Source organism: Pseudomonas sp. C321 (assembly GCF_055407105.1).
This window is the reverse complement of the sequence record NZ_JBUZRB010000001.1, coordinates 1,195,708-1,220,611: the sequence shown is the minus strand read 5'-3', so window position 1 is coordinate 1,220,611 and position 24,904 is coordinate 1,195,708. Positions and strand designations below refer to the sequence as shown.

The window sequence follows — 24,904 nt, the reverse complement described above, 5'->3', positions numbered from 1 at the left end:
GCTGAGCAACTCCTTTTTACGTTTATTGTTTATTTCGATGGCCGCGTAGGCCGTCACCCCAATACAGGAATTTATAGTCATGTCTCTGACTAACGACCAAATCATCGAAGCAATCGGCGAAAAATCCGTTCTGGAAATCGTTGAACTGATCAAGGCAATGGAAGAGAAGTTCGGCGTTTCTGCTGCTGCTGCTTCTGCTGGTCCTGCTGCTGCCGCTGCTGTCGTTGAAGAACAAACTGAATTCAACGTTGTTCTGCTTGAAGCTGGCGACAAGAAAGTTAACGTGATCAAGGCTGTACGTGAGCTGACCGGTCTGGGCCTGAAAGAAGCCAAGGCTGTAGTTGATAACGGTGCTGGTTCCGTGGTTCTGGAAGCTGTGTCGGCTGACGCTGCTGCTAAAGCCAAGGCTACCTTGGAAGAAGCAGGCGCTAAAGTCGAGCTGAAGTAAGCATCGACCTTGCGTCTCCAGCCCAAGCGTTAAGCTGAAGGCTGATGGCTGGTGGCTCTTGCCACCGGCCTTTTTCCGTTATTGGCAATCGACTCGGTCGTCGCCTATAGCGCGCTGTAACCACCCGATGGGGTGGCGCAAACCATGGGGTTTGCACGATTTTCTGGCTGCTCCCGTCGGGAGGGGCCAAACAAGCAGGTGACCAAGCTGGGGAACGCTGATGGCTTACTCATATACTGAGAAAAAACGTATCCGCAAGGACTTTAGCAAGTTGCCGGACGTCATGGATGTCCCGTACCTTCTGGCTATCCAGCTGGATTCGTATCGTGAATTCTTGCAGGCGGGAGCGACCAAAGATCAGTTCCGCGACGTGGGCCTGCATGCGGCCTTCAAATCTGTTTTCCCGATCATCAGCTACTCCGGCAATGCTGCGCTGGAGTACGTCGGTTATCGCCTGGGCGAACCGGCATTTGATGTCAAAGAATGCGTGTTGCGCGGTGTTACGTACGCCGTACCTTTGCGGGTAAAAGTCCGTTTGATCATTTTCGACAAAGAGTCGTCGAACAAAGCGATCAAGGACATCAAAGAGCAAGAAGTCTACATGGGTGAAATCCCCCTGATGACTGAGAACGGTACCTTCGTTATCAATGGTACCGAGCGCGTTATCGTTTCCCAGCTGCACCGTTCCCCGGGCGTGTTCTTCGACCACGACCGCGGCAAGACGCACAGCTCCGGCAAACTCTTGTACTCCGCGCGGATCATTCCGTACCGTGGTTCGTGGTTGGACTTCGAGTTCGACCCGAAAGACTGCGTGTTCGTGCGTATCGACCGTCGTCGCAAGCTGCCGGCATCGGTACTGCTGCGCGCGCTCGGCTATACCACTGAGCAGGTGCTGGACGCGTTCTACACCACCAACGTATTCCATGTGAGTGGCGAAACCCTCAGCCTGGAACTGGTACCTCAGCGCCTACGTGGTGAGATTGCTGTTCTGGACATCCAGGACGAGAAGGGCAAGATCATCGTTGAAGCCGGCCGCCGTATTACTGCGCGCCACATCAACCAGATCGAAAAAGCCGGTATCAAGACGCTGGAAGTGCCTTTGGACTACGTCCTGGGTCGCACCACCGCCAAGGTCATCGTGCACCCGGCCACTGGCGAAATCCTGGCTGAATGCAACACCGAGCTGAACACCGAGATCCTGGGCAAAATCGCCAAGTCTCAGATTGTTCGCCTCGAGACCTTGTACACCAACGATATCGACTGCGGTCCGTTCGTCTCCGACACCCTGAAGATCGACTCCACCAGCAACCAATTGGAAGCGCTGGTCGAGATCTATCGCATGATGCGTCCTGGCGAGCCACCAACCAAAGACGCTGCCGAGACCCTGTTCAACAACCTGTTCTTCAGCCCTGAGCGCTATGACCTGTCTGCGGTCGGCCGGATGAAGTTCAACCGTCGTATCGGTCGCACCGAGATCGAAGGTTCGGGCGTATTGTGCAAGGAAGACATCGTCGCGGTACTGAAGACCCTGGTCGACATCCGTAACGGTAAAGGCATCGTCGATGACATCGACCACCTGGGTAACCGTCGTGTTCGCTGCGTAGGCGAAATGGCTGAAAACCAGTTCCGCGTTGGCCTGGTACGTGTTGAGCGTGCGGTCAAAGAGCGTCTGTCGATGGCTGAAAGCGAAGGCCTGATGCCGCAAGACCTGATCAACGCCAAGCCAGTGGCTGCGGCGGTGAAAGAGTTCTTCGGTTCCAGCCAGCTCTCGCAGTTCATGGACCAGAACAACCCGCTCTCCGAGATCACCCACAAGCGCCGTGTTTCTGCACTGGGCCCGGGCGGTCTGACTCGTGAGCGTGCAGGCTTTGAAGTTCGTGACGTACACCCGACTCACTATGGTCGTGTATGCCCGATTGAAACGCCGGAAGGTCCGAACATCGGCCTGATCAACTCCCTGGCCGCTTATGCGCGCACCAACCAGTACGGTTTCCTCGAGAGCCCGTACCGTGTGGTGAAAGACGCTCTGGTCACCGACGAGATCGTGTTCCTGTCCGCCATCGAAGAAGCTGATCACGTGATCGCTCAGGCCTCGGCCACGATGAACGACAAGAAAATGCTGATCGACGAACTGGTAGCTGTTCGTCACTTGAACGAGTTCACCGTCAAGGCGCCGGAAGACGTCACCTTGATGGACGTATCACCGAAGCAGGTAGTTTCGGTTGCAGCGTCGCTGATCCCGTTCCTGGAACACGATGACGCCAACCGTGCGTTGATGGGTTCCAACATGCAGCGTCAAGCTGTACCGACCCTGCGTGCTGACAAGCCGCTGGTAGGTACCGGCATGGAGCGTAACGTAGCCCGTGACTCCGGCGTTTGTGTCGTGGCTCGTCGTGGCGGTGTTATCGACTCTGTTGATGCCAGCCGTATCGTGGTTCGTGTTGCTGACGACGAAGTTGAAACTGGCGAAGCCGGTGTCGACATCTACAACCTGACCAAGTACACCCGCTCCAACCAGAACACCTGCATCAACCAGCGTCCGCTGGTGAGCAAGGGTGATCGGGTTCAGCGCAGCGACATTATGGCCGATGGTCCGTCCACCGACATGGGTGAGCTGGCGCTGGGTCAGAACATGCGTATCGCGTTCATGGCCTGGAACGGTTACAACTTCGAAGACTCCATCTGCCTGTCCGAGCGTGTTGTTCAGGAAGACCGTTTCACCACGATCCACATTCAGGAACTGACCTGTGTGGCACGTGACACCAAGCTTGGGCCAGAGGAAATCACTGCAGACATCCCGAACGTGGGTGAAGCTGCACTGAACAAGCTGGACGAAGCCGGTATCGTTTACGTAGGTGCTGAGGTTGGCGCAGGCGACATCCTGGTTGGTAAGGTCACTCCGAAAGGCGAGACCCAACTGACTCCGGAAGAGAAGCTGTTGCGTGCCATCTTCGGTGAAAAAGCCAGCGACGTTAAAGACACCTCCCTGCGCGTACCTACCGGTACCAAGGGTACTGTCATCGACGTACAGGTCTTCACCCGTGACGGTGTTGAGCGTGATGCTCGTGCACTGTCCATCGAGAAGACCCAACTCGACGAGATCCGCAAGGATCTGAATGAAGAGTTCCGTATCGTTGAAGGCGCGACCTTCGAACGTCTGCGTTCCGCGCTGGTAGGCCGTAAGGCTGAAGGCGGCGCAGGTCTGAAGAAGGGTCAGGAGATCACCGACGAAGTACTCGACGGTCTTGAGCATGGTCAGTGGTTCAAGCTGCGCATGGCTGAAGATGCTCTGAACGAGCAGCTCGAGAAGGCCCAGGCCTACATCGTTGATCGTCGCCGTCTGCTGGACGACAAGTTCGAAGACAAGAAGCGCAAACTGCAGCAGGGCGATGACCTGGCTCCAGGTGTGCTGAAAATCGTCAAGGTTTACCTGGCAATCCGTCGCCGCATCCAGCCTGGCGACAAGATGGCCGGTCGTCACGGTAACAAAGGTGTGGTCTCCGTGATCATGCCGGTTGAAGACATGCCGCACGATGCCAATGGCACTCCGGTCGACGTCGTCCTCAACCCGTTGGGCGTACCTTCGCGTATGAACGTTGGTCAGATCCTTGAAACCCACCTGGGCCTTGCGGCCAAAGGTTTGGGTGAGAAGATCAATCGTATGATCGAAGAGCAGCGCAAGGTTGCTGACCTGCGCAAGTTCCTGCACGAGATCTACAACGAGATCGGCGGTCGCAACGAAGAGCTGGACACCTTCACCGACCAGGAAATCCTGGATCTGGCGAAGAACCTGCGCGGCGGTGTTCCAATGGCTACGCCGGTGTTCGACGGTGCCAAGGAAAGCGAAATCAAGGCCATGCTGAAACTGGCAGACCTGCCAGAAAGCGGCCAGATGCAGCTGTTCGACGGCCGTACCGGCAACAAGTTTGAGCGCCCGGTTACTGTTGGCTACATGTACATGCTGAAGCTGAACCACTTGGTAGACGATAAGATGCACGCTCGTTCTACCGGTTCGTACAGCCTGGTTACCCAGCAGCCGTTGGGTGGTAAGGCTCAGTTCGGTGGTCAGCGTTTCGGGGAGATGGAGGTCTGGGCACTGGAAGCATACGGTGCTGCATACACTCTGCAAGAAATGCTCACAGTGAAGTCGGATGATGTGAACGGCCGGACCAAGATGTACAAAAACATCGTGGACGGCGATCACCGTATGGAGCCGGGCATGCCCGAGTCCTTCAACGTGTTGATCAAAGAAATTCGTTCCCTCGGCATCGATATCGATCTGGAAACCGAATAACACGTGACGCGAATCGAGAGCGGGGCTGTTTAGCCCGCTCTCTGCTCCGCCAGGAGGAAAGGCCTTGAAAGACCTACTGAATTTGCTGAAAAACCAGGGTCAAGTCGAAGAGTTCGACGCCATCCGTATTGGATTGGCATCGCCTGAGATGATCCGTTCGTGGTCGTTCGGTGAAGTTAAAAAACCGGAAACCATCAACTACCGTACGTTCAAACCTGAGCGTGACGGCCTGTTCTGCGCCAAGATCTTTGGCCCGGTAAAGGATTACGAGTGCCTGTGCGGTAAGTACAAGCGCTTGAAGCACCGTGGTGTGATCTGCGAGAAGTGCGGCGTTGAAGTTGCACTGGCCAAGGTTCGTCGTGAGCGCATGGCGCACATCGAACTGGCTTCGCCGGTTGCTCACATCTGGTTCCTGAAATCGCTGCCGTCCCGTATCGGCTTGCTGATGGACATGACCCTGCGTGATATCGAACGCGTTCTCTACTTCGAGAGCTACGTTGTTATCGATCCAGGCATGACCACCCTTGAAAAGGGTCAGTTGCTCAACGACGAACAGTACTTCGAAGCGCTGGAAGAGTTCGGCGACGATTTCGATGCCCGCATGGGTGCTGAAGCTGTCCGTGAACTGCTGCACGCTATCGACCTGGAGCACGAGATTGGCCGCCTGCGTGAAGAAATTCCGCAAACCAACTCCGAAACCAAGATCAAGAAGCTGTCCAAGCGTCTGAAGTTGATGGAAGCCTTCTTGGGTTCCGGCAACTTGCCAGAGTGGATGGTGCTGACCGTTCTGCCGGTTTTGCCGCCAGACTTGCGTCCGCTGGTACCGTTGGATGGCGGTCGCTTCGCGACTTCTGACCTCAACGACCTGTACCGTCGCGTGATCAACCGTAACAACCGCTTGAAGCGCCTGCTTGATCTGTCCGCTCCGGACATCATCGTGCGCAACGAAAAGCGTATGTTGCAGGAAGCTGTCGATGCCTTGCTCGACAACGGTCGTCGTGGCCGCGCTATCACGGGTTCCAACAAGCGTCCTCTGAAATCCCTGGCTGACATGATCAAGGGTAAGCAGGGTCGTTTCCGTCAGAACTTGCTCGGTAAGCGTGTTGACTACTCCGGTCGTTCGGTAATTACCGTAGGCCCGACCCTGCGTCTGCACCAGTGCGGTCTGCCGAAGAAGATGGCTCTCGAGCTGTTCAAGCCGTTCATTTTTGGCAAGCTGGAAATGCGCGGTCTTGCGACCACCATCAAAGCGGCCAAGAAAATGGTCGAGCGCGAGCTGCCAGAAGTTTGGGACGTTCTCGCTGAAGTGATTCGCGAACACCCGGTTCTCCTCAACCGTGCACCGACCCTTCACCGTCTGGGTATCCAGGCGTTTGAACCGGTACTGATCGAAGGTAAAGCTATCCAGCTGCACCCGTTGGTCTGTGCTGCGTACAACGCCGACTTCGACGGCGACCAAATGGCCGTGCACGTACCGCTGACGCTGGAAGCCCAGCTGGAAGCGCGTGCGTTGATGATGTCGACCAACAACATTCTGTCGCCAGCCAACGGTGAGCCAATCATCGTTCCGTCGCAGGACGTTGTATTGGGTCTGTACTACATGACTCGTGAAGCGATCAACGCCAAGGGCGAAGGTCGTGTGTTCGCGGATCTGCAGGAAGTTGACCGTGTGTTCCGTGCCGGCGAAGCCGCTCTGCACGCCAAGGTCAAGGTCCGCATCCACGAAACCGTCAACGATCGTGATGGTGGCAGCGTCAAGAACACCCGTATCGTCGACACTACTGTCGGCCGCGCGCTGTTGTTCCAGGTTGTTCCACCTGGCCTGTCGTACGACGTGGTCAACCAGCCAATGAAGAAAAAGGCGATCTCCAAGCTGATCAACCAGTGCTACCGCGTGGTTGGTTTGAAAGAGACCGTTATCTTCGCTGACCAGTTGATGTACACCGGTTTTGCTTATTCGACCATTTCCGGCGTTTCCATCGGTGTTAACGACTTCGTTATCCCGGACGAGAAAGCCGCCATCATCAGTGCTGCTACCGATGAAGTGAAAGAGATCGAAAGCCAGTACGCCTCCGGCCTGGTAACCCAGGGCGAGAAGTACAACAAAGTGATCGACCTTTGGTCCAAGGCCAACGACGAAGTGTCGAAGGCGATGATGTCGAACCTCTCGAAAGAGCGTGTTATCGACCGTCATGGCGTAGAAGTCGATCAAGAGTCGTTCAACTCGATGTACATGATGGCCGACTCGGGCGCACGGGGTTCTGCCGCGCAGATCCGTCAGCTCGCCGGTATGCGTGGCCTGATGGCCAAGCCGGACGGTTCCATCATTGAAACGCCGATTACTGCGAACTTCCGTGAAGGTTTGAGCGTACTTCAGTACTTCATCTCTACTCACGGTGCGCGTAAAGGTCTGGCGGATACCGCGTTGAAAACTGCTAACTCCGGTTACCTGACTCGTCGTCTGGTAGACGTTGCGCAAGACTTGGTTGTGACTGAAGTCGACTGCGGTACCGAACGCGGTCTGCTGATGACTCCGCACATCGAAGGCGGCGACGTTGTAGAGCCGTTGGGTGAGCGCGTACTGGGTCGAGTAATCGCCCGTGACGTATTCAAGCCAGGTACCGAGGAAGTTATCGTTCCTGCCGGCACTCTGGTTGACGAGAAATGGGTCGAGTTCATCGAACTCAACAGCATCGACGAAGTGATTGTACGTTCGCCGATCAGTTGCGAAACCCGTTATGGCATTTGCGCCAAGTGCTATGGCCGTGACTTGGCTCGTGGTCACCAGGTGAACATCGGTGAAGCGGTCGGCGTTATCGCTGCCCAGTCCATCGGTGAGCCGGGTACCCAGCTGACCATGCGTACGTTCCACATTGGTGGTGCGGCAAGCCGGACCTCCGCTGCGGACAGCGTTCAGGTGAAGAATGGCGGTACCGTTCGTCTGCACAACTTGAAGCACGTTGAGCGAGTGGATGGCTGCCTGGTTGCTGTGTCCCGTTCCGGTGAGCTGGCAATCGCTGATGACTACGGTCGTGAGCGTGAGCGTTACAAGCTGCCGTACGGTGCTGTGATTTCGGTCAAAGAAGGTGACAAGGTCGACGCTGGCGCAATCGTGGCCAAGTGGGATCCGCACACTCACCCAATCGTTACCGAAATGAAAGGTACCGTGACGTACGTGGGCATGGAAGAAGGCATCACGATCAAGCGTCAGACTGACGAATTGACCGGTATGACCAACATTGAAGTACTCGACGCCAAAGATCGTCCAGCTGCCGGTAAAGATATCCGTCCTGCTGTGAAGATGGTTGATGACAACGGCAAGGATCTCTTGCTGCCGGGTACCGACGTAATTGCCCAGTACTTCCTGCCTGCCAACGCCCTTGTCGGTGTGGCGGATGGTGCGAAAATCGCGATCGGTGATGTTATCGCTCGTATTCCGCAAGAGACTTCGAAAACTCGTGACATCACCGGTGGTCTGCCGCGTGTTGCCGACTTGTTCGAAGCTCGTCGTCCGAAGGAAGCATCGATTCTGGCTGAAGTCAGCGGCACCATCGCGTTCGGTAAAGAGACCAAAGGCAAGCGCCGTCTGGTCATTACCCCTAACGACGGTACCGATCTGTACGAAGAGCTGATTCCGAAGTGGCGTCACCTGAACGTCTTCGAAGGCGAACAGGTAAACCGCGGCGAAGTTATCTCCGACGGCCCGAGTGATCCACACGACATCCTGCGCTTGCTGGGTGTGAGTGCGCTCGCCAAGTACATCGTTAACGAGATCCAGGACGTTTACCGTCTGCAAGGCGTGAAGATCAACGATAAGCACATCGAGACCATCCTGCGTCAGATGCTGCGTAAAGTTGAGATCGCTGAATCCGGCGATTCGACTTTCATCAAGGGCGACCAGATGGAGTTGACTCACGTACTGGTAGAAAACGAGCGTCTGGCTGGCGACGAGAAATTCGTTTCCAAGTTCACTCGGGTACTGCTGGGTATCACCAAGGCGTCGTTGTCCACTGAGTCGTTCATCTCGGCGGCCTCCTTCCAGGAGACCACTCGCGTACTGACCGAAGCAGCGGTAACCGGCAAGCGCGATTACCTGCGCGGCCTGAAAGAAAACGTGGTTGTGGGTCGTCTGATCCCAGCCGGTACCGGTTTGGCTTACCACAGCGAGCGCAAGCGCCGCCGTGAGCTTGACAAGCCGCTGCGCGTAAGCGCCAGTGAAGTGGAAGCTGCACTGACCGAAGCGCTGAACTCAAGCGGTAACTGAGTTCTGCGATAAATAAGTCCGGGCCCTGGCAGCCCCGTTCGTCGGATCGAGATAGTTTTATCCCGGTTCGATGGAAGGGGAGGTCGGGGCCTTGCCTTGACTGGGGGCAAGATCCTCTTTAGACTCTTGTACCCCTAAATTTGGCGGGAATTCGTTCCTGCCATTTTGCTTTTCTTGCAAGACAATAGCGTCGCAAGACAACAGTGGAGCTAGTAGATGGCAACTATCAACCAGCTGGTACGTCAGCCGCGTAAGCGTATCGTCGAGAAATCCGACGTGCCTGCGCTGCAGAACTGCCCGCAACGTCGTGGCGTATGCACTCGCGTGTATACCACTACGCCGAAAAAACCTAACTCGGCACTGCGTAAAGTATGCCGTGTGCGTCTGACCAACGGTTTCGAGGTTTCCTCGTACATCGGCGGTGAAGGCCACAACCTGCAAGAACACAGCGTGGTACTGATCCGTGGCGGTCGTGTAAAAGACTTGCCAGGTGTTCGTTATCACACCGTGCGCGGCTCCTTGGATACCTCCGGCGTTAAAGGTCGTAACCAGGGTCGTTCGAAGTACGGTACCAAGAAGCCTAAGTAGTAGTGGCTTTTTGTAAAACTGAATCATCTTATTTTCTGAGTCGATAAGAGTAAGGTCGGAGGCGTCCCGCAAGGGCACCGATTCCGAACGAACCTGAAGACCGTTTGAGGGCTTATCCATGCCAAGAAGACGCGTAGCAGCCAAGCGCGAAGTGCTTGACGATCCAAAATACGGAAGCCAAATTCTGGCCAAGTTCATGAACCACGTGATGGAAAGCGGCAAAAAAGCCGTTGCCGAGCGTATTGTTTATGGCGCGCTGGAAAAGGTTAAAGAACGCAAGAACAGCGACCCCCTGGAAATCTTCGAGAAAGCTCTCGACGCCATCGCTCCGCTGGTCGAAGTGAAGTCGCGCCGTGTAGGCGGTGCTACTTACCAGGTTCCGGTCGAAGTTCGCCCGTCCCGTCGTAACGCTCTGGCAATGCGCTGGTTGGTAGACTTCGCCCGTAAGCGCGGCGAGAAGTCTATGGCTCTGCGTTTGGCTGGCGAGCTGTTGGATGCTGCCGAAGGTAAAGGTGCTGCTGTTAAGAAGCGTGAAGACGTGCACCGTATGGCTGAAGCCAACAAGGCTTTCTCGCACTACCGCTTCTAATTTCAGCTTCACTAATTTTGCGAGGGCTTTATGGCTCGTACTACTCCGATTAGTCGCTACCGTAACATCGGTATCGTCGCTCACGTGGATGCTGGTAAAACCACCACCACCGAGCGCGTCCTTTTTTACACTGGCAAAAGTCACAAGATGGGCGAGGTGCATGACGGCGCCGCGACCACCGACTGGATGGTGCAAGAGCAGGAGCGTGGTATTACCATTACTTCTGCTGCTATTACCACCTTCTGGAAGGGCTCTGAGAAGCAATACGCAGACAATCACCGCTTCAACGTCATCGACACCCCAGGCCACGTTGACTTCACTATTGAAGTTGAGCGTTCCCTGCGTGTACTCGATGGCGCGGTAGTTGTGTTCTGCGGCACCTCAGGTGTTGAGCCACAGTCGGAAACCGTATGGCGTCAAGCCAACAAATACGGTGTTCCACGTCTTGTTTACGTGAACAAGATGGACCGTGCTGGTGCGAACTTCCTGCGCGTGATCGAACAGATCAAAAAGCGCCTGGGTCACACTCCGGTGCCGATCCAGTTGGCTATCGGTTCCGAAGACAACTTCCAGGGTCAGGTCGACCTGATGAGTATGGAAGCTGTGTATTGGAACGATGCGGACAAGGGCACTGTTCCTCGTCGCGAGGCTATTCCTGCAGACTTGCAGGCGCTGGCTGAAGAGTGGCGTGACAACATGGTGCAGGCTGCGGCCGAATCCAGTGACGAGCTGATGAACAAGTACCTTGAAGGTGAAGAACTCACCATCGAGGAAATCAAGGCCGGTCTGCGTCAGCGTACTATCGCTGGCGAAATCGTCTTGGCTGTTTGCGGTTCTTCTTTCAAGAACAAGGGTGTTCCCCTGGTTCTCGATGCTGTTATCGACTACCTGCCGGCCCCAGTCGACATTCCTGCCATCAAGGGTACTGACCCGGATGACGAGACTATCGAACTGGAGCGTCATGCAGACGACAGCGAGCCGTTCTCGGCGCTGGCGTTCAAGATCGCTACCGACCCATTCGTGGGTACTTTGACCTTCGTTCGAGTTTACTCGGGCGTGTTGAGCTCCGGTGACGGCGTGATCAACTCGGTTAAAGGCAAGAAAGAGCGCGTGGGTCGTATGGTGCAAATGCACGCAAACGCCCGCGAAGAAATCAAGGAAGTGCGCGCTGGTGACATCGCGGCCTTGATCGGCATGAAGGACGTCACCACTGGTGAGACTTTGTGCACTGCTGACAAGCCAATCATCCTGGTTCGCATGGACTTCCCGGAGCCGGTTATTTCGGTTGCCGTTGAGCCAAAGACCAAGGATGACCAGGAAAAAATGGGTGTTGCTCTGGGCAAGCTTGCTCAGGAAGATCCATCTTTCCGCGTCAAAACTGATGAAGAGACTGGTCAAACGATCATCTCTGGCATGGGCGAGTTGCACCTGGACATCCTGGTTGACCGGATGCGCCGTGAGTTCAACGTCGAAGCCAACATCGGTAAGCCTCAGGTTTCCTATCGTGAGCGCATCACGAAGAGCTGTGAAATCGAAGGCAAGTTCGTTCGTCAATCCGGTGGTCGTGGCCAGTTTGGTCATTGCTGGATTCGTTTTGCACCGGCTGATGAAGGTCAGGAAGGTCTGCAATTCGTGAACGAAGTCGTGGGTGGTGTGGTTCCTAAGGAATACATCCCGGCGATCCAGAAGGGTATCGAAGAGCAGATGAAAAACGGCGTTGTTGCCGGTTATCCGCTGATCGGCCTGAAGGCAACCGTTTTTGATGGTTCTTACCACGACGTCGACTCCAACGAGATGGCGTTTAAGGTGGCTGCCTCCATGGCAACCAAGCAACTGGCCCAGAAGGGCGGTGGTGAGTTGCTTGAGCCAATCATGGCGGTAGAAGTTGTTACGCCTGAAGACTATATGGGTGATGTCATGGGCGACCTTAACCGTCGTCGCGGCATGATCTTGGGTATGGAAGATACGGTTTCCGGCAAAGTGATTCGTGCTGAGGTTCCGTTGGGCGAGATGTTCGGTTATGCGACCGACGTTCGTTCCATGTCCCAGGGTCGCGCAAGCTACTCTATGGAATTCAAAAAATACAATACAGCTCCGTCGCATATCGTCGAAACTGTTACCAAAAAACAAGGCTGATTCAGTCCTTTAGGCAAGGAGTTAATTGTCGTGGCTAAAGAAAAATTTGTACGTGACCTCCCGCACGTCAACGTTGGCACCATCGGTCACGTTGACCATGGTAAAACCACGCTGACTGCAGCTCTGACTCGCGTCTGCTCCGAAATTTTCGGTTCGGCCGTTGTTGCTTTCGACAAAATCGACAGCGCTCCGGAAGAAAAGGCTCGTGGTATCACCATCAACACTGCGCACGTTGAATACAACTCGCTGGTGCGTCACTACGCTCACGTTGACTGCCCAGGTCACGCTGACTATGTGAAGAACATGATCACCGGTGCTGCCCAGATGGACGGCGCGATCCTGGTTTGCTCGGCCGCTGATGGTCCGATGCCGCAGACCCGCGAACACATCCTGCTGTCCCGTCAGGTAGGCGTTCCGTACATCGTTGTCTTCCTGAACAAGGCTGACATGGTTGACGACGCTGAGCTGTTGGAACTGGTTGAGATGGAAGTGCGCGATCTGCTGAGCACTTACGACTTCCCGGGCGACGACACTCCGATCATCATCGGTTCCGCTCTGATGGCTCTGAACGGCCAAGATGACAACGAAATGGGCACCACTGCCGTTCGTAAACTGGTTGAGACTCTGGACAGCTACATTCCAGATCCAGTTCGTGTTATCGACAAGCCGTTCCTGATGCCAATCGAAGATGTATTCTCGATCTCGGGTCGCGGTACTGTTGTGACTGGTCGTATCGAGCGCGGTATCGTTAAGGTTCAGGATTCGCTGGAAATCGTAGGTCTGCGTGACACTGTTGTCACCACCTGCACTGGCGTTGAAATGTTCCGCAAGCTGCTCGACGAAGGTCGTGCTGGCGAGAACTGCGGCGTTCTGTTGCGCGGTACCAAGCGTGACGACGTTGAGCGTGGCCAGGTTCTGGTCAAGCCAGGTTCGGTCAAGCCGCACACTACCTTCGAAGCTGAAGTGTATGTGTTGAGCAAAGAAGAAGGCGGTCGTCACACTCCGTTCTTCAAAGGCTACCGTCCACAGTTCTACTTCCGGACCACTGACGTGACCGGTAACTGCGAACTGCCGGAAGGCGTTGAAATGGTAATGCCAGGCGACAACATCAAAATGGTTGTCACCCTGATCAAAACCATCGCAATGGAAGATGGTCTGCGTTTCGCTATCCGTGAAGGCGGTCGTACCGTCGGCGCTGGCGTCGTAGCCAAAATCATCGCTTAATAAGCGATGACTTGAAAAAGCCCCCGCTTAGCGGGGGCTTTTTTATTGGGTTGACACTGTGGTGCCCCGTCTATAGAATTGCGCCTCCTTTTAACGGGCGTATTGCGTCCGGTGGGAATAGCAATCTGGAGTCTGAAATCCAATGCAAAATCAGCAAATCCGTATCAGGTTGAAGGCTTTTGACCATCGCCTGATCGACCAATCCACCCAGGAAATCGTGGAAACCGCGAAACGTACTGGTGCTCAAGTGCGTGGTCCAATTCCACTGCCTACCCGTAAAGAGCGGTTCACCGTTCTGGTCTCCCCGCACGTCAACAAAGACGCGCGTGACCAGTACGAGATCCGTACTCATAAGCGCGTACTGGACATCGTCCAGCCAACGGATAAAACCGTTGATGCACTTATGAAGCTTGATCTGGCGGCCGGTGTGGAAGTGCAGATCAGCCTCGGCTAAGACTTGGGTCTTAGTCGTGTAACGCTCTGAAATGGGCGGCCATAGCGGGTGAAAGCCCCGTACACTCATGAGGTTTACAACATGACTATTGGTGTAGTCGGTCGTAAATGCGGTATGACCCGTATTTTCACCGAAGAAGGTGTCTCCATTCCGGTTACGGTCATTGAGATCGAGCCGAATCGCGTCACCCAGTTTAAAACTGAAGAAACCGATGGCTATCGTGCAGTGCAAGTCACTGTCGGCGTGCGTCGTGCTTCGCGTGTGACTGCTGCTCAAGCAGGTCACTTCGCTAAAGCAAACGTTGCAGCTGGTCGTACTGTCATGGAGTTCCGTCTTGAAGATGGCGACTACCAGGCTGGCGATCTGATCAACGCTGAAATCTTCGCCGCTGGTCAACTGGTTGATGTAACCGGTCAGTCCAAGGGTAAAGGCTTCCAGGGTACGATCAAGCGTTGGAATTTCCGTGGCCAAGACAACACTCACGGTAACTCCGTTTCCCACCGCGTCCCGGGCTCTATTGGCCAGTGCCAGACTCCTGGTCGTGTATTCAAGGGCAAAAAAATGTCCGGTCATATGGGCGCTGAGCGCGTGACCGTGCAGTCCCTCGAAGTAGTGCGCGTCGACGCTGAACGCAATCTGTTGTTGGTCAAGGGTGCTGTTCCTGGCGCTACTGGCGGCAACCTGGTTGTACGTCCAGCGGCCAAGGCTCGCGGTTAAGGGGAAGCTGACATGCAATTAAATGTAAATGACGCTCAAGCGATCGAAGTTTCCGAACTGACATTTGGCGGCGAATTCAACGAGACGCTCGTTCACCAAGCAGTCGTGGCCTACATGGCTGGCGGCCGTCAAGGTAGCAAGCAGCAAAAGACCCGTTCCGACGTTCGTGGTGGCGGTAAGCGCCCTTGGCGTCAGAAAGGTACTGGCCGTGCTCGTGCCGGTACTATCCGTAGCCCAATCTGGCGTGGCGGCGGTACCACTTTCGCAGCTCGTCCACAGGATCACACTCAGAAGCTCAACAAGAAGATGTATCGCGCAGCACTGCGCTCCATCCTTGCTGAACTCGTGCGTACTGATCGTCTGGTCGTGGTTCAGGACTTCGTAGTTGAAGCACCGAAAACCAAAGATCTGCTGAACAAGCTGAATGGCATGGGTCTGACTGATGTCCTGATCGTGTCCGAAGCTGTTGATCAGAACCTGTACCTGGCTGCTCGCAACCTGCCACACGTCGATGTCCGTGACGTGCAAGGTTCCGATCCAGTTAGTCTGATCGCATACGACAAGGTGTTGATCACCGTGTCGGCCGTGAAGAAATTCGAGGAGCTGCTGGGATGAACCAGGAACGCGTATTTAAAGTTCTGCTTGGCCCGCACGTTTCCGAAAAGGCTACGGTTCTGGCTGACAAGAAAGGTCAGTTCGTTTTCAAGGTTGCTACTGACGCAACCAAGCTGGAAATCAAGAAGGCCGTCGAAAGCCTGTTCAGCGTGAAAGTAGAGCGTGTTACTACCCTGAATGTTCTGGGTAAGAGCAAGCGCACTGCTCGCGGTCTGGGCAAGCGTAATGACTGGAAGAAGGCAGTTATCTCCCTTCAACCAGGCCAAGATCTCGATTTCAGCAGCAGTGCTGAGTAAGGAAGGGGTGCATCATGGCAATCGTTAAATGCAAACCGACTTCCCCTGGCCGCCGTTTTGTGGTCAAGGTGGTCAACCAGGAGCTGCATAAAGGCGCTCCTCACGCACCGCTGCTCGAGAAGAAATCGAAGACTGGTGGTCGTAACAACAATGGTCGCATTACCACTCGTCACATCGGTGGTGGCCATAAGCAGCATTATCGTTTGGTCGATTTCCGTCGCAATGACAAAGATGGCATCTCTGCCACTGTCGAGCGTATCGAATACGATCCAAACCGTACTGCTCACATCGCTCTGCTGCTGTACGCAGATGGCGAGCGTCGCTACATTATCGCCCCTAAAGGCGTGAGTGCTGGTGACCAGCTGATCGCAGGTGCTCTGGCGCCGATCAAGCCGGGCAACGCTCTGCAACTGCGTAACATTCCAGTTGGTAGCACCGTACACGGCATCGAATTGAAGCCAGGTAAAGGCGCGCAAATCGCTCGTTCCGCTGGTGCTTCGGCTCAGCTGATCGCTCGTGAAGGTGTCTACGTGACCCTGCGTCTGCGTTCTGGTGAGATGCGTAAAGTATTGGCTGAATGCCGTGCGACCTTGGGCGAAGTCTCGAACTCCGAGCATAGCCTGCGTTCGCTGGGTAAAGCTGGTGCCAAACGCTGGCGTGGCGTTCGCCCAACCGTTCGTGGTGTTGCCATGAACCCGGTTGACCACCCACATGGTGGTGGTGAAGGTCGTACCTCTGGTGGTCGTCATCCGGTATCGCCGTGGGGCTTCCCGACTAAGGGCGCGAAGACTCGTGGTAATAAGCGTACCGACAAAATGATCGTCCGTCGTCGCAAGTAAATAGAGGGATACGACAGTGCCACGTTCTCTGAAAAAAGGTCCTTTTATTGATCTTCACCTACTGAAGAAGATCGAAGTGGCGGCGGAAAAGAACGATCGCAAACCAGTGAAAACCTGGTCGCGCCGTTCGATGATCCTGCCACAAATGGTCGGTTTGACCATTGCTGTGCATAACGGTCGTCTGCATGTCCCAGTTCTTGTGAACGAAGACATGGTCGGCCACAAACTAGGCGAGTTTGCCGCTACCCGCACTTATCGTGGGCATGTGGCAGACAAGAAAGCCAAGCGTTAAGGGGTAAGGAATGATGGAAGTAGCCGCTAAGTTGTCGGGCGCTCGAATCTCCGCCCAGAAAGCCCGCTTGGTCGCCGACCAGATCCGCGGGAAGAAGGTGGGCGAAGCGCTCAACCTGTTGGCTTTCAGCAGTAAGAAAGCCGCCGAGATCATCAAGAAAGTGCTGGAGTCGGCCGTAGCCAACGCCGAGCATAACGAAGGCGCAGACGTTGATGACCTTAAAGTCAGCACCGTTTTCGTCAACGAAGGGCGTTCGCTGAAGCGCATCATGCCTCGTGCCAAAGGCCGGGCTGATCGCATCGTCAAGCGGTCTTGCCATATCACTGTCAAGGTTGCTGACAAGTAACGGAGTCGAAGAGATGGGTCAGAAAGTACATCCCATTGGCATTCGCCTGGGAATCGTCAAGGAGCACACCTCCGTCTGGTACGCAGACGGTCGGACTTATGCGGACTATTTGTTCGCTGATCTGAAGGTGCGCGAGTATCTCCAAGACAAACTAAAAAGCGCGTCCGTAAGCCGTATCGATATCCATCGTCCGGCCCAAACTGCACGTATCACCATCCACACTGCTCGTCCAGGTATCGTTATCGGGAAGAAAGGTGAAGATGTTGAGAAACTGCGTCAGGACCTGACCAAGCAAATGGGTGTGCCTGTGCACATCAATATCGAAGAGATCCGCAAGCCGGAGCTCGACGGTATGCTGGTTGCGCAGAGCGTAGCTCAGCAGCTGGAGCGTCGTGTAATGTTCCGTCGCGCTATGAAGCGCGCTGTACAGAACGCTATGCGCATTGGTGCCAAAGGCATCAAAATCCAAGTGAGCGGTCGTCTCGGCGGTGCTGAAATCGCACGTACTGAATGGTATCGCGAAGGTCGTGTGCCACTGCACACCCTGCGTGCCGACATCGACTATGCCAACTACGAAGCTCACACCACCTACGGTGTGATCGGTGTAAAGGTTTGGATCTTCAAAGGCGAAGTAATTGGTGGTCGCCAAGAAGAGCTGAAACCACAAGCACCAGCGCCTCGTAAAAAAGCTGCTAAGTAAGGGGTACGCCAAATGTTGCAACCAAAGCGTACGAAGTTCCGCAAGCAGATGACAGGCCACAACCGTGGTCTGGCTCAGCGCGGTAGCAAAGTCAGCTTCGGCGAGTTCGCGCTGAAGTCTGTAGCTCGTGGTCGTCTCACCGCTCGTCAGATCGAGTCAGCGCGTCGTGCACTGACCCGTCACGTTAAACGTGGCGGCAAGATCTGGATCCGTGTATTCCCGGACAAGCCTGTAACCAAGAAGCCACTCGAAGTTCGAATGGGTAAAGGTAAGGGTAACGTGGAATATTGGGTTGCCCAGATTCAGCCAGGCAAAGTCCTGTATGAAATCGAGGGTGTTACTGAAGAGCTGGCGCGTGAGGCTTTCGCCCTGGCTGCTGCAAAGCTGCCGCTCGCCACCTCCTTTGTTAAACGGACGGTGATGTGATGAAAGCGAATGAACTTCGTGAAAAATCCGCACAGCAGCTGAACGAGCAACTGCTCGGCCTGCTGCGCGACCAGTTCAATCTGCGTATGCAGAAAGCAACTGGCCAGTTGGGGCAGTCTCATCTGCTCTCGCAAGTTAAGCGTGACATTGCTCGCGTGAAGACTGTGCTCAACCAGCAGGCAGGTAAGTGATCATGGCTGAAGCCGAAAAAACTGTCCGTACGCTGACTGGCCGTGTTGTCAGCGACAAGATGGACAAAACCATCACCGTTCTGATCGAGCGCCGCGTTAAGCACCCGATCTACGGTAAATACGTTAAGCGTTCGACTAAGCTGCACGCGCACGACGAAACCAATCAGTGCCACATCGGCGACAAAGTCACTATTCGTGAAACTCGTCCCCTGGCCAAGACTAAGTCTTGGGCACTGGTTGATGTTCTCGAACGCGCTGTGGAAGTCTAAGGACTAGGGGTCGGAGAAATTATATGATTCAGACTCAATCCATGCTCGATGTGGCCGATAACAGCGGCGCTCGCCGCGTTATGTGCATCAAGGTGCTGGGTGGCTCCCATCGTCGTTACGCTGGTATCGGTGACATCATCAAAGTTACCGTGAAGGAAGCAATTCCTCGCGGTAAAGTGAAAAAGGGCCAAGTGATGACTGCTGTTGTAGTCCGCACTCGTCACGGCGTACGCCGTGCAGATGGCTCCATTATCCGCTTTGATGGCAACGCTGCTGTTCTTTTGAACAACAAGCAAGAGCCGATCGGCACCCGTATCTTTGGGCCAGTGACCCGTGAACTTCGTACTGAGAAGTTCATGAAGATCGTCTCGCTCGCCCCAGAAGTGCTGTAAGGAGATCCGACATGCAAAAGATTCGTCGTGACGACGAGATCATCGTGATCGCCGGCAAAGACAAAGGTAAGCGCGGTAAGGTGCTTAAGGTTCTCGCTGATGACCGTCTGGTCATCGGTGGTTTGAACCTGGTTAAGCGTCATACCAAGCCTAACCCCGCGTCGGGCGTACAAGGCGGTATCGTCGAGAAAGAAGCGCCACTGCACGCTTCTAACGTCGCCATTTTCAACGGCGAAACCAACAAGGCTGACCGCGTTGGTTTCAAAGTAGAAGACGGCAAGAAAATTCGTGTCTTCAAGTCGACCCAAAAAGCGGTTGATGCTTGAACACTGCTAGGTAGAAGACCATGGCACGACTAAAAGAGATTTACCGGAAGGAAATCGCACCGAAACTTAAGGAAGAACTTAAGCTTTCGAATGTGATGGAAGTTCCGCGCGTTACCAAAATCACCCTGAACATGGGTCTGGGCGAAGCGATCGGCGACAAAAAAGTCATCGAGCACGCTGTTGCTGACCTGGAAAAGATCACCGGTCAAAAAGTCGTTGTGACTTACGCTCGGAAATCCATCGCTGGCTTTAAAGTCCGTGAAGGTTGGCCGATCGGCGTCAAAGTGACTCTGCGCCGTGAGCGTATGTACGAATTCCTGGATCGTCTGCTGTCGATCTCCCTGCCTCGGGTACGCGACTTCCGCGGCCTGAATGCCAAGTCCTTCGATGGTCGTGGTAACTACAGCATGGGCGTTAAAGAGCAGATCATCTTCCCGGAAATCGACTACGACAAGATCGATGCTCTCCGCGGTCTGGACATTACCCTGACCACCACTGCTCGGACGGATGATGAAGGTCGCGCACTGCTGCGCGCTTTCAAATTCCCGTTCCGCAACTGATTGGAGTAGGACCATGGCCAAGATGAGCATGAAAAACCGCGAGCTGAAACGTCAGCTCACGGTTGCCAAGTACGCCAAGAAGCGTGCAGCACTGAAAGCTATCATCGTTGATCTGAGCGCAAGTCCAGAAGCGCGTTGGGAAGCTACAGTAGCCCTGCAGAAGCAGCCACGTGACGCAAGCGCTTCGCGCATGCGTAACCGCTGCCGCCTGACCGGTCGTCCACACGGCGTTTACCGCAAGTTCGGCCTCGGCCGTAACAAACTGCGTGAAGCGGCAATGCGTGGTGACGTACCAGGTCTGGTTAAAGCTAGCTGGTAAGTACTTTCGAAGTCTCGATGGTCAGAATCGCAAGATACTGACCATCGGCGGCCTTGAATCTGAATCAAGCCCCTTTTGGGGCTTGATTCATTTCCGGGGTGTGTCTAAAATACGCGGCTCGCCTGAGCCCGTGTGTTTTATGCTCGGAGATTCTCGGCGACACGTAGTAGCCGCAAGGCTAATTTTTTTGTATTAGGAGCGTCTAGCCCATGAGTATGCAGGACCCGTTAGCGGACATGCTAACTCGAATCCGTAATGCCCAGATGGCTGAAAAGTCCGTCGTAAGCATGCCATCTTCCACGTTGAAGGTTGCTGTTGCCAAAGTCCTGAAAGACGAAGGCTACATTGCGGGTTATCAGATCAGCAGCGAAATCAAGCCACTGCTGTCCATCGAGCTGAAGTACTTCGAAGGCCGTCCGGTCATCGAGGAAGTGAAGCGCGTTAGCCGTCCAGGCCTGCGTCAGTACAAGTCCGTCGAAGATCTGCCGAAAGTTCGTGGCGGTCTCGGTGTGTCTATCGTCTCCACCAATAAAGGTGTGATGACGGATCGTGCTGCGCGCGCTGCCGGTGTCGGCGGCGAAGTTCTTTGCACAGTGTTCTAAGGGGGGATAAGCATGTCACGCGTCGCTAAGAACCCCGTTAAGCTGCCAGCCGGTGTCGAAGTCAAATTCGCAGGTGGCCAGCTTTCGGTGAAGGGTGCCAAGGGCACTCTAGAACTGAACATCCATTCGTCCGTTGAGGTCGTTGAAGAAGCCGGTGAGCTGCGTTTTGCTGCTCGCAATGGCGATCAACAAACTCGCGCAATGGCCGGTACCACTCGTGCGTTGGTAAACAACATGGTCCAAGGCGTAAGCCAAGGCTTCGAGCGTAAGCTCCAGCTGGTCGGTGTTGGTTACAAAGCGCAAGCAAAAGGCACGGTTTTGAACCTGGCCCTTGGCTTCTCGCACCCAGTGGATTACGAACTGCCGGAAGGCATCACCGCTGAGACCCCTAGCCAAACCGATATCCTGATCAAGGGTATTGATAAGCAGCTAGTAGGTCAGGTGGCCGCTGAGATCCGCGACTTCCGTCCACCTGAGCCGTACAAAGGCAAAGGTGTGCGCTACGCGGACGAAGTCGTCCGTCGTAAAGAAGCCAAGAAGAAGTAGGGCATAGCAAATGACCGACAAAAAAGTTACTCGACTGCGTCGCGCTCGCAAAGCACGCCTGAAAATGCACGAACTCGAAGTCGTGCGTCTCTGCGTGTTCCGCTCGTCGCAGCACATTTACGCCCAGGTCATCTCGGCCGACGGCAACCAGGTCCTGGCAAGCGCCTCGACTTTGGATAAAGAACTGCGTGATGGCGCCACTGGCAACATCGACGCGGCCACTAAGGTTGGCCAGCTGGTCGCTACGCGTGCAAAAGCCGCTGGCGTCTCGCAGGTGGCTTTCGACCGCTCTGGCTTCAAGTATCACGGTCGCGTCAAGGCGCTGGCTGATGCTGCTCGTGAAGCTGGGCTGGAGTTCTAAGTTATGTCAAATAACGACCAAAAGCGCGACGAAGGCTACATTGAGAAGCTGGTTCAAGTTAACCGCGTAGCCAAAACCGTTAAAGGCGGCCGTATCTTCACTTTCACCGCGTTGACCGTGGTGGGTGATGGTAAAGGGCGCGTTGGCTTCGGCCGTGGCAAGTCACGTGAAGTGCCTGCTGCGATCCAGAAGGCAATGGAAGCTGCTCGCCGCAACATGATCCAAGTTGATCTGAACGGCACCACGCTGCAGTACGCAATGAAGTCCGCTCATGGCGCTTCGAAGGTGTACATGCAGCCTGCTTCTGAAGGTACTGGTATCATCGCTGGCGGCGCTATGCGTGCTGTCCTCGAAGTTGCCGGCGTTCAGAACGTTCTGGCCAAGTGCTACGGCTCGACTAACCCGGTAAACGTGGTTCACGCTACGTTCAAGGGTTTGAAAGCAATGCAGTCTCCTGAATCTATTGCCGCCAAGCGTGGCAAAAGCGTCAAGGAGATCTTCTGATCATGGCTACCGTTAAAGTAACGCTGATCAAAAGCATGACCGGTCGCATCCCTAACCACAAATTGTGTGTTAAGGGTTTGGGTCTGCGTCGCATCGGTCACACTGTAGAAGTACTTGATACTCCCGAGAATCGCGGGATGATCAACAAGGCTTACTACATGCTGCGTGTCGAGGGTTAATCGATGAAACTCAATGATCTGAGTCCAGCGCCGGGTTCCCGTCGTGAAAAGCATCGTCCGGGCCGTGGTATCGGTAGTGGTTTGGGCAAGACCGGTGGCCGTGGCCACAAAGGTCAGTCCTCCCGCTCCGGTGGCACTATTGCTCCAGGCTTTGAAGGCGGTCAACAGCCGCTGCATCGTCGCCTGCCGAAATTCGGTTTCGTTTCCCTGAAAGCCATGGACCGCGCAGAAGTGCGTTTGTCCGAGCTGGCCAAAGTGGAAGGCGACATCGTTACCGTGCAGACCCTGAAAGATGCCAACGTGATCAACGTCAACGTACAGCGTGTGAAAATCATGCTGTCCGGTGAAGTGACTCGCGCTGTCACTATCGGCAAGGGAATCGGCGCCACCAAAGGTGCGCGTTCGGCTATCGAAGCAGCTGGCGGCAAGTTCGAGGAATAAATGGCTAAGCAAGGTGCTCTCTCAGCGCTCGGCAAAGGCGGTATGTCTGAACTTTGGGCTCGTCTGCGTTTTCTGTTCCTGGCGATTATCGTCTACCGAATAGGCGCACACATCCCGGTTCCAGGTATCAACCCGGACCGACTCGCAGACCTGTTTCGACAGAATGAGGGGACCATTCTTAGCTTGTTCAACATGTTTTCCGGCGGCGCGCTGGAACGGATGAGCATCTTTGCATTGGGGATCATGCCGTACATCTCGGCATCGATCATCATGCAGCTGATGACCGCCGTCAGCCCGCAGCTGGAGCAGTTGAAGAAGGAAGGTGAAGCTGGCCGTCGCAAGATTAGCCAGTACACCCGCTACGGCACTGTCATTCTCGCCTTGGTCCAAGCTATCGGCATGTCCGTTGGCCTGGCTGGGCAGGGTGTTGCGTTCACTGGTGACTTTGGCTTCCATTTCGTTGCGGTATCCACATTTGTGGCTGGTGCGATGTTCATGATGTGGCTGGGTGAGCAGATTACTGAGCGCGGTGTTGGTAACGGTATCTCGATGTTGATTTTCGCAGGTATCGTCGCCGGTCTTCCGAGAGCAATTGGGCAGTCTTTCGAGTCTGCGCGTCAGGGTGATATCAATATCTTTGCCCTGGTTGCCATCGGTTTGCTGGCAGTAGCGATTATCGGTTTTGTGGTGTTCATTGAGCGTGGTCAGCGTCGTATTGCTGTTCATTACGCCAAGCGTCAGCAGGGCCGCAAGGTTTTTGCTGCGCAGACCAGCCACTTGCCGCTGAAAGTGAATATGGCCGGGGTAATTCCTGCTATCTTCGCGAGCAGCATTTTGCTGTTTCCGGCTTCGTTGGGTGCCTGGTTTGGTCAGTCTGAAGGTATGGGCTGGTTGCAGGACATCTCGCAGTCGATCGCTCCTGGTCAGCCGTTGAATATTCTGCTGTTTAGTGCAGGGATTATTTTCTTCTGCTTCTTCTATACGGCGTTGATGTTCAATCCGAAAGACGTAGCGGAAAACCTGAAGAAGTCCGGTGCCTTTATTCCGGGCATCCGTCCAGGTGAGCAGTCTGCGCGCTACATTGATGGCGTTCTGACTCGCTTGACCATGTTCGGTGCTCTATATATGACGGCCGTGTGTCTGCTGCCCCAGTTCCTGGTGGTTGCGGCAAACGTTCCGTTCTACCTTGGGGGGACCTCGTTGCTGATCGTGGTCGTGGTTGTGATGGACTTCATGTCTCAAGTACAATCGCACCTCGTTTCGCACCAGTACGAATCCCTGATGAAGAAAGCCAACCTGAAGGGTTACGGCAGCGGCATGTTGCGCTGAGTACCCATAAGGTTCGAGGAGTTGGTGATGAAAGTTCGTGCATCGGTGAAAAAGCTGTGCCGTAACTGCAAAATTATTCGCCGCGAAGGTGTTGTTCGAGTAATTTGCAGCGCGGAACCGCGTCACAAACAGCGCCAAGGCTGAGTGTGATCCGCTTGAAGCCCGGCAGCTAGTGCGCTGCCGGGTTGATTATTTGTTATTACAGCGATATTATCTCGCGCCCTATTTCTTGGCTTCCGGGGCGTAGGTAGCTGTCAATTGGAGTCCCACTGAATGGCCCGTATTGCAGGCGTTAACATTCCAGATAACAAGCACACTGTTATCTCGCTGACCTACATCTATGGTGTTGGTCGCACTACTGCGCAGAAAATTTGCGCAGTGACTGGGGTAAACCCAGCCGCAAAGATCAAAGATCTGAGCGACGAGCAGATTGAACAGCTGCGTGGCGAAGTGGCGAAGTTCACCACTGAAGGTGACCTGCGTCGCGAAATCAACATGAAAATCAAGCGTTTGATGGACCTCGGTTGCTATCGCGGTCTGCGTCATCGTCGTGGTCTTCCAGTACGCGGTCAGCGTACCAAGACTAACGCGCGTACCCGTAAAGGTCCGCGTAAGCCGATCCGCAAGTAATCGCCCCAGCGAATCGACAGGAAATTA

At 54.8% G+C, this 24,904-nt stretch carries 31 protein-coding genes; all 31 read left to right on the top strand.

Annotation, left to right across the window (positions count from 1 at the left end):
* Positions 1–79: 79 nt before the first annotated feature.
* The 31 genes from rplL (at position 80) to rpsM (ending at position 24,877) form a co-directional block, all read left to right on the top strand.
* Positions 80–448, top strand: a complete 369-nt coding sequence (rplL, locus tag ACZRJ6_RS05845) for a 50S ribosomal protein L7/L12 (protein WP_133103485.1) — start codon at positions 80–82, stop codon at positions 446–448.
* A gap of 220 nt (positions 449–668) precedes the next feature.
* A complete protein-coding gene (gene rpoB / locus ACZRJ6_RS05840; protein WP_133103484.1) occupies positions 669–4,742 on the top strand; it encodes a DNA-directed RNA polymerase subunit beta in 4,074 nt (1,357 codons plus the stop codon).
* Positions 4,743–4,806: 64 nt separating this feature from the next.
* On the top strand, positions 4,807–9,006 hold the full coding sequence (gene rpoC / locus ACZRJ6_RS05835; RefSeq protein ID WP_133103483.1) for a DNA-directed RNA polymerase subunit beta': 4,200 nt from the start codon (positions 4,807–4,809) through the stop codon (positions 9,004–9,006).
* Between the two features lie 216 nt (positions 9,007–9,222).
* A complete protein-coding gene (gene rpsL / locus ACZRJ6_RS05830; RefSeq protein WP_002555494.1) occupies positions 9,223–9,594 on the top strand; it encodes a 30S ribosomal protein S12 in 372 nt (123 codons plus the stop codon).
* A 118-nt stretch (positions 9,595–9,712) separates the two neighbouring features.
* Positions 9,713–10,183, top strand: a complete 471-nt coding sequence (gene rpsG / locus ACZRJ6_RS05825; RefSeq protein WP_002555493.1) for a 30S ribosomal protein S7 — start codon at positions 9,713–9,715, stop codon at positions 10,181–10,183.
* Between the two features lie 30 nt (positions 10,184–10,213).
* Positions 10,214–12,319, top strand: a complete 2,106-nt coding sequence (gene fusA / locus ACZRJ6_RS05820; RefSeq protein ID WP_463967402.1) for an elongation factor G — start codon at positions 10,214–10,216, stop codon at positions 12,317–12,319.
* A gap of 30 nt (positions 12,320–12,349) precedes the next feature.
* A complete protein-coding gene (tuf, locus tag ACZRJ6_RS05815; protein WP_133103481.1) occupies positions 12,350–13,543 on the top strand; it encodes an elongation factor Tu in 1,194 nt (397 codons plus the stop codon).
* A 142-nt stretch (positions 13,544–13,685) separates the two neighbouring features.
* A complete protein-coding gene (rpsJ, locus tag ACZRJ6_RS05810; protein ID WP_003186070.1) occupies positions 13,686–13,997 on the top strand; it encodes a 30S ribosomal protein S10 in 312 nt (103 codons plus the stop codon).
* Between the two features lie 81 nt (positions 13,998–14,078).
* Entirely contained in the window at positions 14,079–14,714 is a 636-nt protein-coding gene (rplC, locus tag ACZRJ6_RS05805) for a 50S ribosomal protein L3 (protein ID WP_133103480.1), read from the top strand.
* Positions 14,715–14,726: 12 nt separating this feature from the next.
* Positions 14,727–15,329, top strand: a complete 603-nt coding sequence (rplD, locus tag ACZRJ6_RS05800) for a 50S ribosomal protein L4 (RefSeq protein ID WP_149413630.1) — start codon at positions 14,727–14,729, stop codon at positions 15,327–15,329.
* Positions 15,326–15,625, top strand: a complete 300-nt coding sequence (rplW, locus tag ACZRJ6_RS05795) for a 50S ribosomal protein L23 (protein WP_002555488.1) — start codon at positions 15,326–15,328, stop codon at positions 15,623–15,625. Before rplD ends, rplW begins: the two co-directional genes overlap by 4 nt.
* 14 nt (positions 15,626–15,639) lie before the next feature.
* Positions 15,640–16,464 carry a 50S ribosomal protein L2 gene (gene rplB, locus ACZRJ6_RS05790; RefSeq protein ID WP_003176423.1) on the top strand — a complete coding sequence of 275 codons (825 nt, stop codon included), beginning with the start codon at positions 15,640–15,642 and terminating at the stop codon, positions 16,462–16,464.
* 16 nt (positions 16,465–16,480) lie between these two features.
* The gene (gene rpsS, locus ACZRJ6_RS05785; RefSeq protein ID WP_133103478.1) at positions 16,481–16,756 is read left to right on the top strand and encodes a 30S ribosomal protein S19; all 276 of its coding nucleotides are present in this window, start codon (positions 16,481–16,483) and stop codon (positions 16,754–16,756) included.
* Between the two features lie 13 nt (positions 16,757–16,769).
* Positions 16,770–17,102, top strand: coding sequence for a 50S ribosomal protein L22 (gene rplV / locus ACZRJ6_RS05780; RefSeq protein WP_003210077.1), 333 nt, complete (start codon positions 16,770–16,772; stop codon positions 17,100–17,102).
* Positions 17,103–17,115: 13 nt separating this feature from the next.
* The gene (rpsC, locus tag ACZRJ6_RS05775) at positions 17,116–17,802 is read left to right on the top strand and encodes a 30S ribosomal protein S3 (RefSeq protein WP_003176422.1); all 687 of its coding nucleotides are present in this window, start codon (positions 17,116–17,118) and stop codon (positions 17,800–17,802) included.
* A 12-nt stretch (positions 17,803–17,814) separates the two neighbouring features.
* Entirely contained in the window at positions 17,815–18,228 is a 414-nt protein-coding gene (gene rplP / locus ACZRJ6_RS05770) for a 50S ribosomal protein L16 (RefSeq protein ID WP_133103477.1), read from the top strand.
* Positions 18,228–18,419: a 50S ribosomal protein L29 gene (gene rpmC, locus ACZRJ6_RS05765; RefSeq protein WP_002555481.1), complete on the top strand. Its 192-nt coding sequence runs from the start codon at positions 18,228–18,230 to the stop codon at positions 18,417–18,419. The genes rplP and rpmC overlap by 1 nt, the downstream gene beginning before the upstream one ends.
* 2 nt (positions 18,420–18,421) lie before the next feature.
* Positions 18,422–18,688, top strand: a complete 267-nt coding sequence (gene rpsQ / locus ACZRJ6_RS05760; protein ID WP_003176419.1) for a 30S ribosomal protein S17 — start codon at positions 18,422–18,424, stop codon at positions 18,686–18,688.
* A gap of 23 nt (positions 18,689–18,711) precedes the next feature.
* Complete coding sequence (rplN, locus tag ACZRJ6_RS05755) at positions 18,712–19,080, top strand: 50S ribosomal protein L14 (RefSeq protein WP_002555479.1); 369 nt, start codon at positions 18,712–18,714, stop codon at positions 19,078–19,080.
* Between the two features lie 11 nt (positions 19,081–19,091).
* Positions 19,092–19,406, top strand: coding sequence for a 50S ribosomal protein L24 (rplX, locus tag ACZRJ6_RS05750; RefSeq protein ID WP_029299388.1), 315 nt, complete (start codon positions 19,092–19,094; stop codon positions 19,404–19,406).
* Between the two features lie 20 nt (positions 19,407–19,426).
* Positions 19,427–19,966 carry a 50S ribosomal protein L5 gene (gene rplE, locus ACZRJ6_RS05745; protein ID WP_003186044.1) on the top strand — a complete coding sequence of 180 codons (540 nt, stop codon included), beginning with the start codon at positions 19,427–19,429 and terminating at the stop codon, positions 19,964–19,966.
* Between the two features lie 13 nt (positions 19,967–19,979).
* On the top strand, positions 19,980–20,285 hold the full coding sequence (rpsN, locus tag ACZRJ6_RS05740) for a 30S ribosomal protein S14 (protein WP_104911011.1): 306 nt from the start codon (positions 19,980–19,982) through the stop codon (positions 20,283–20,285).
* A gap of 209 nt (positions 20,286–20,494) precedes the next feature.
* The gene (gene rpsH / locus ACZRJ6_RS05735) at positions 20,495–20,887 is read left to right on the top strand and encodes a 30S ribosomal protein S8 (protein WP_017848802.1); all 393 of its coding nucleotides are present in this window, start codon (positions 20,495–20,497) and stop codon (positions 20,885–20,887) included.
* Positions 20,888–20,899: 12 nt separating this feature from the next.
* Positions 20,900–21,433: a 50S ribosomal protein L6 gene (gene rplF / locus ACZRJ6_RS05730; RefSeq protein WP_010174584.1), complete on the top strand. Its 534-nt coding sequence runs from the start codon at positions 20,900–20,902 to the stop codon at positions 21,431–21,433.
* A 10-nt stretch (positions 21,434–21,443) separates the two neighbouring features.
* Positions 21,444–21,794 carry a 50S ribosomal protein L18 gene (gene rplR / locus ACZRJ6_RS05725; protein WP_122486025.1) on the top strand — a complete coding sequence of 117 codons (351 nt, stop codon included), beginning with the start codon at positions 21,444–21,446 and terminating at the stop codon, positions 21,792–21,794.
* Positions 21,795–21,797: 3 nt separating this feature from the next.
* A complete protein-coding gene (rpsE, locus tag ACZRJ6_RS05720; protein ID WP_003186035.1) occupies positions 21,798–22,298 on the top strand; it encodes a 30S ribosomal protein S5 in 501 nt (166 codons plus the stop codon).
* Between the two features lie 2 nt (positions 22,299–22,300).
* On the top strand, positions 22,301–22,477 hold the full coding sequence (rpmD, locus tag ACZRJ6_RS05715; RefSeq protein ID WP_003186033.1) for a 50S ribosomal protein L30: 177 nt from the start codon (positions 22,301–22,303) through the stop codon (positions 22,475–22,477).
* Between the two features lie 3 nt (positions 22,478–22,480).
* On the top strand, positions 22,481–22,918 hold the full coding sequence (gene rplO / locus ACZRJ6_RS05710) for a 50S ribosomal protein L15 (protein ID WP_003210066.1): 438 nt from the start codon (positions 22,481–22,483) through the stop codon (positions 22,916–22,918).
* On the top strand, positions 22,919–24,247 hold the full coding sequence (gene secY / locus ACZRJ6_RS05705; RefSeq protein WP_003210064.1) for a preprotein translocase subunit SecY: 1,329 nt from the start codon (positions 22,919–22,921) through the stop codon (positions 24,245–24,247).
* Positions 24,248–24,274: 27 nt separating this feature from the next.
* Entirely contained in the window at positions 24,275–24,391 is a 117-nt protein-coding gene (rpmJ, locus tag ACZRJ6_RS05700; protein WP_002555468.1) for a 50S ribosomal protein L36, read from the top strand.
* Between the two features lie 129 nt (positions 24,392–24,520).
* The gene (gene rpsM, locus ACZRJ6_RS05695; RefSeq protein ID WP_003186020.1) at positions 24,521–24,877 is read left to right on the top strand and encodes a 30S ribosomal protein S13; all 357 of its coding nucleotides are present in this window, start codon (positions 24,521–24,523) and stop codon (positions 24,875–24,877) included.
* Positions 24,878–24,904 lie beyond the last annotated feature (27 nt).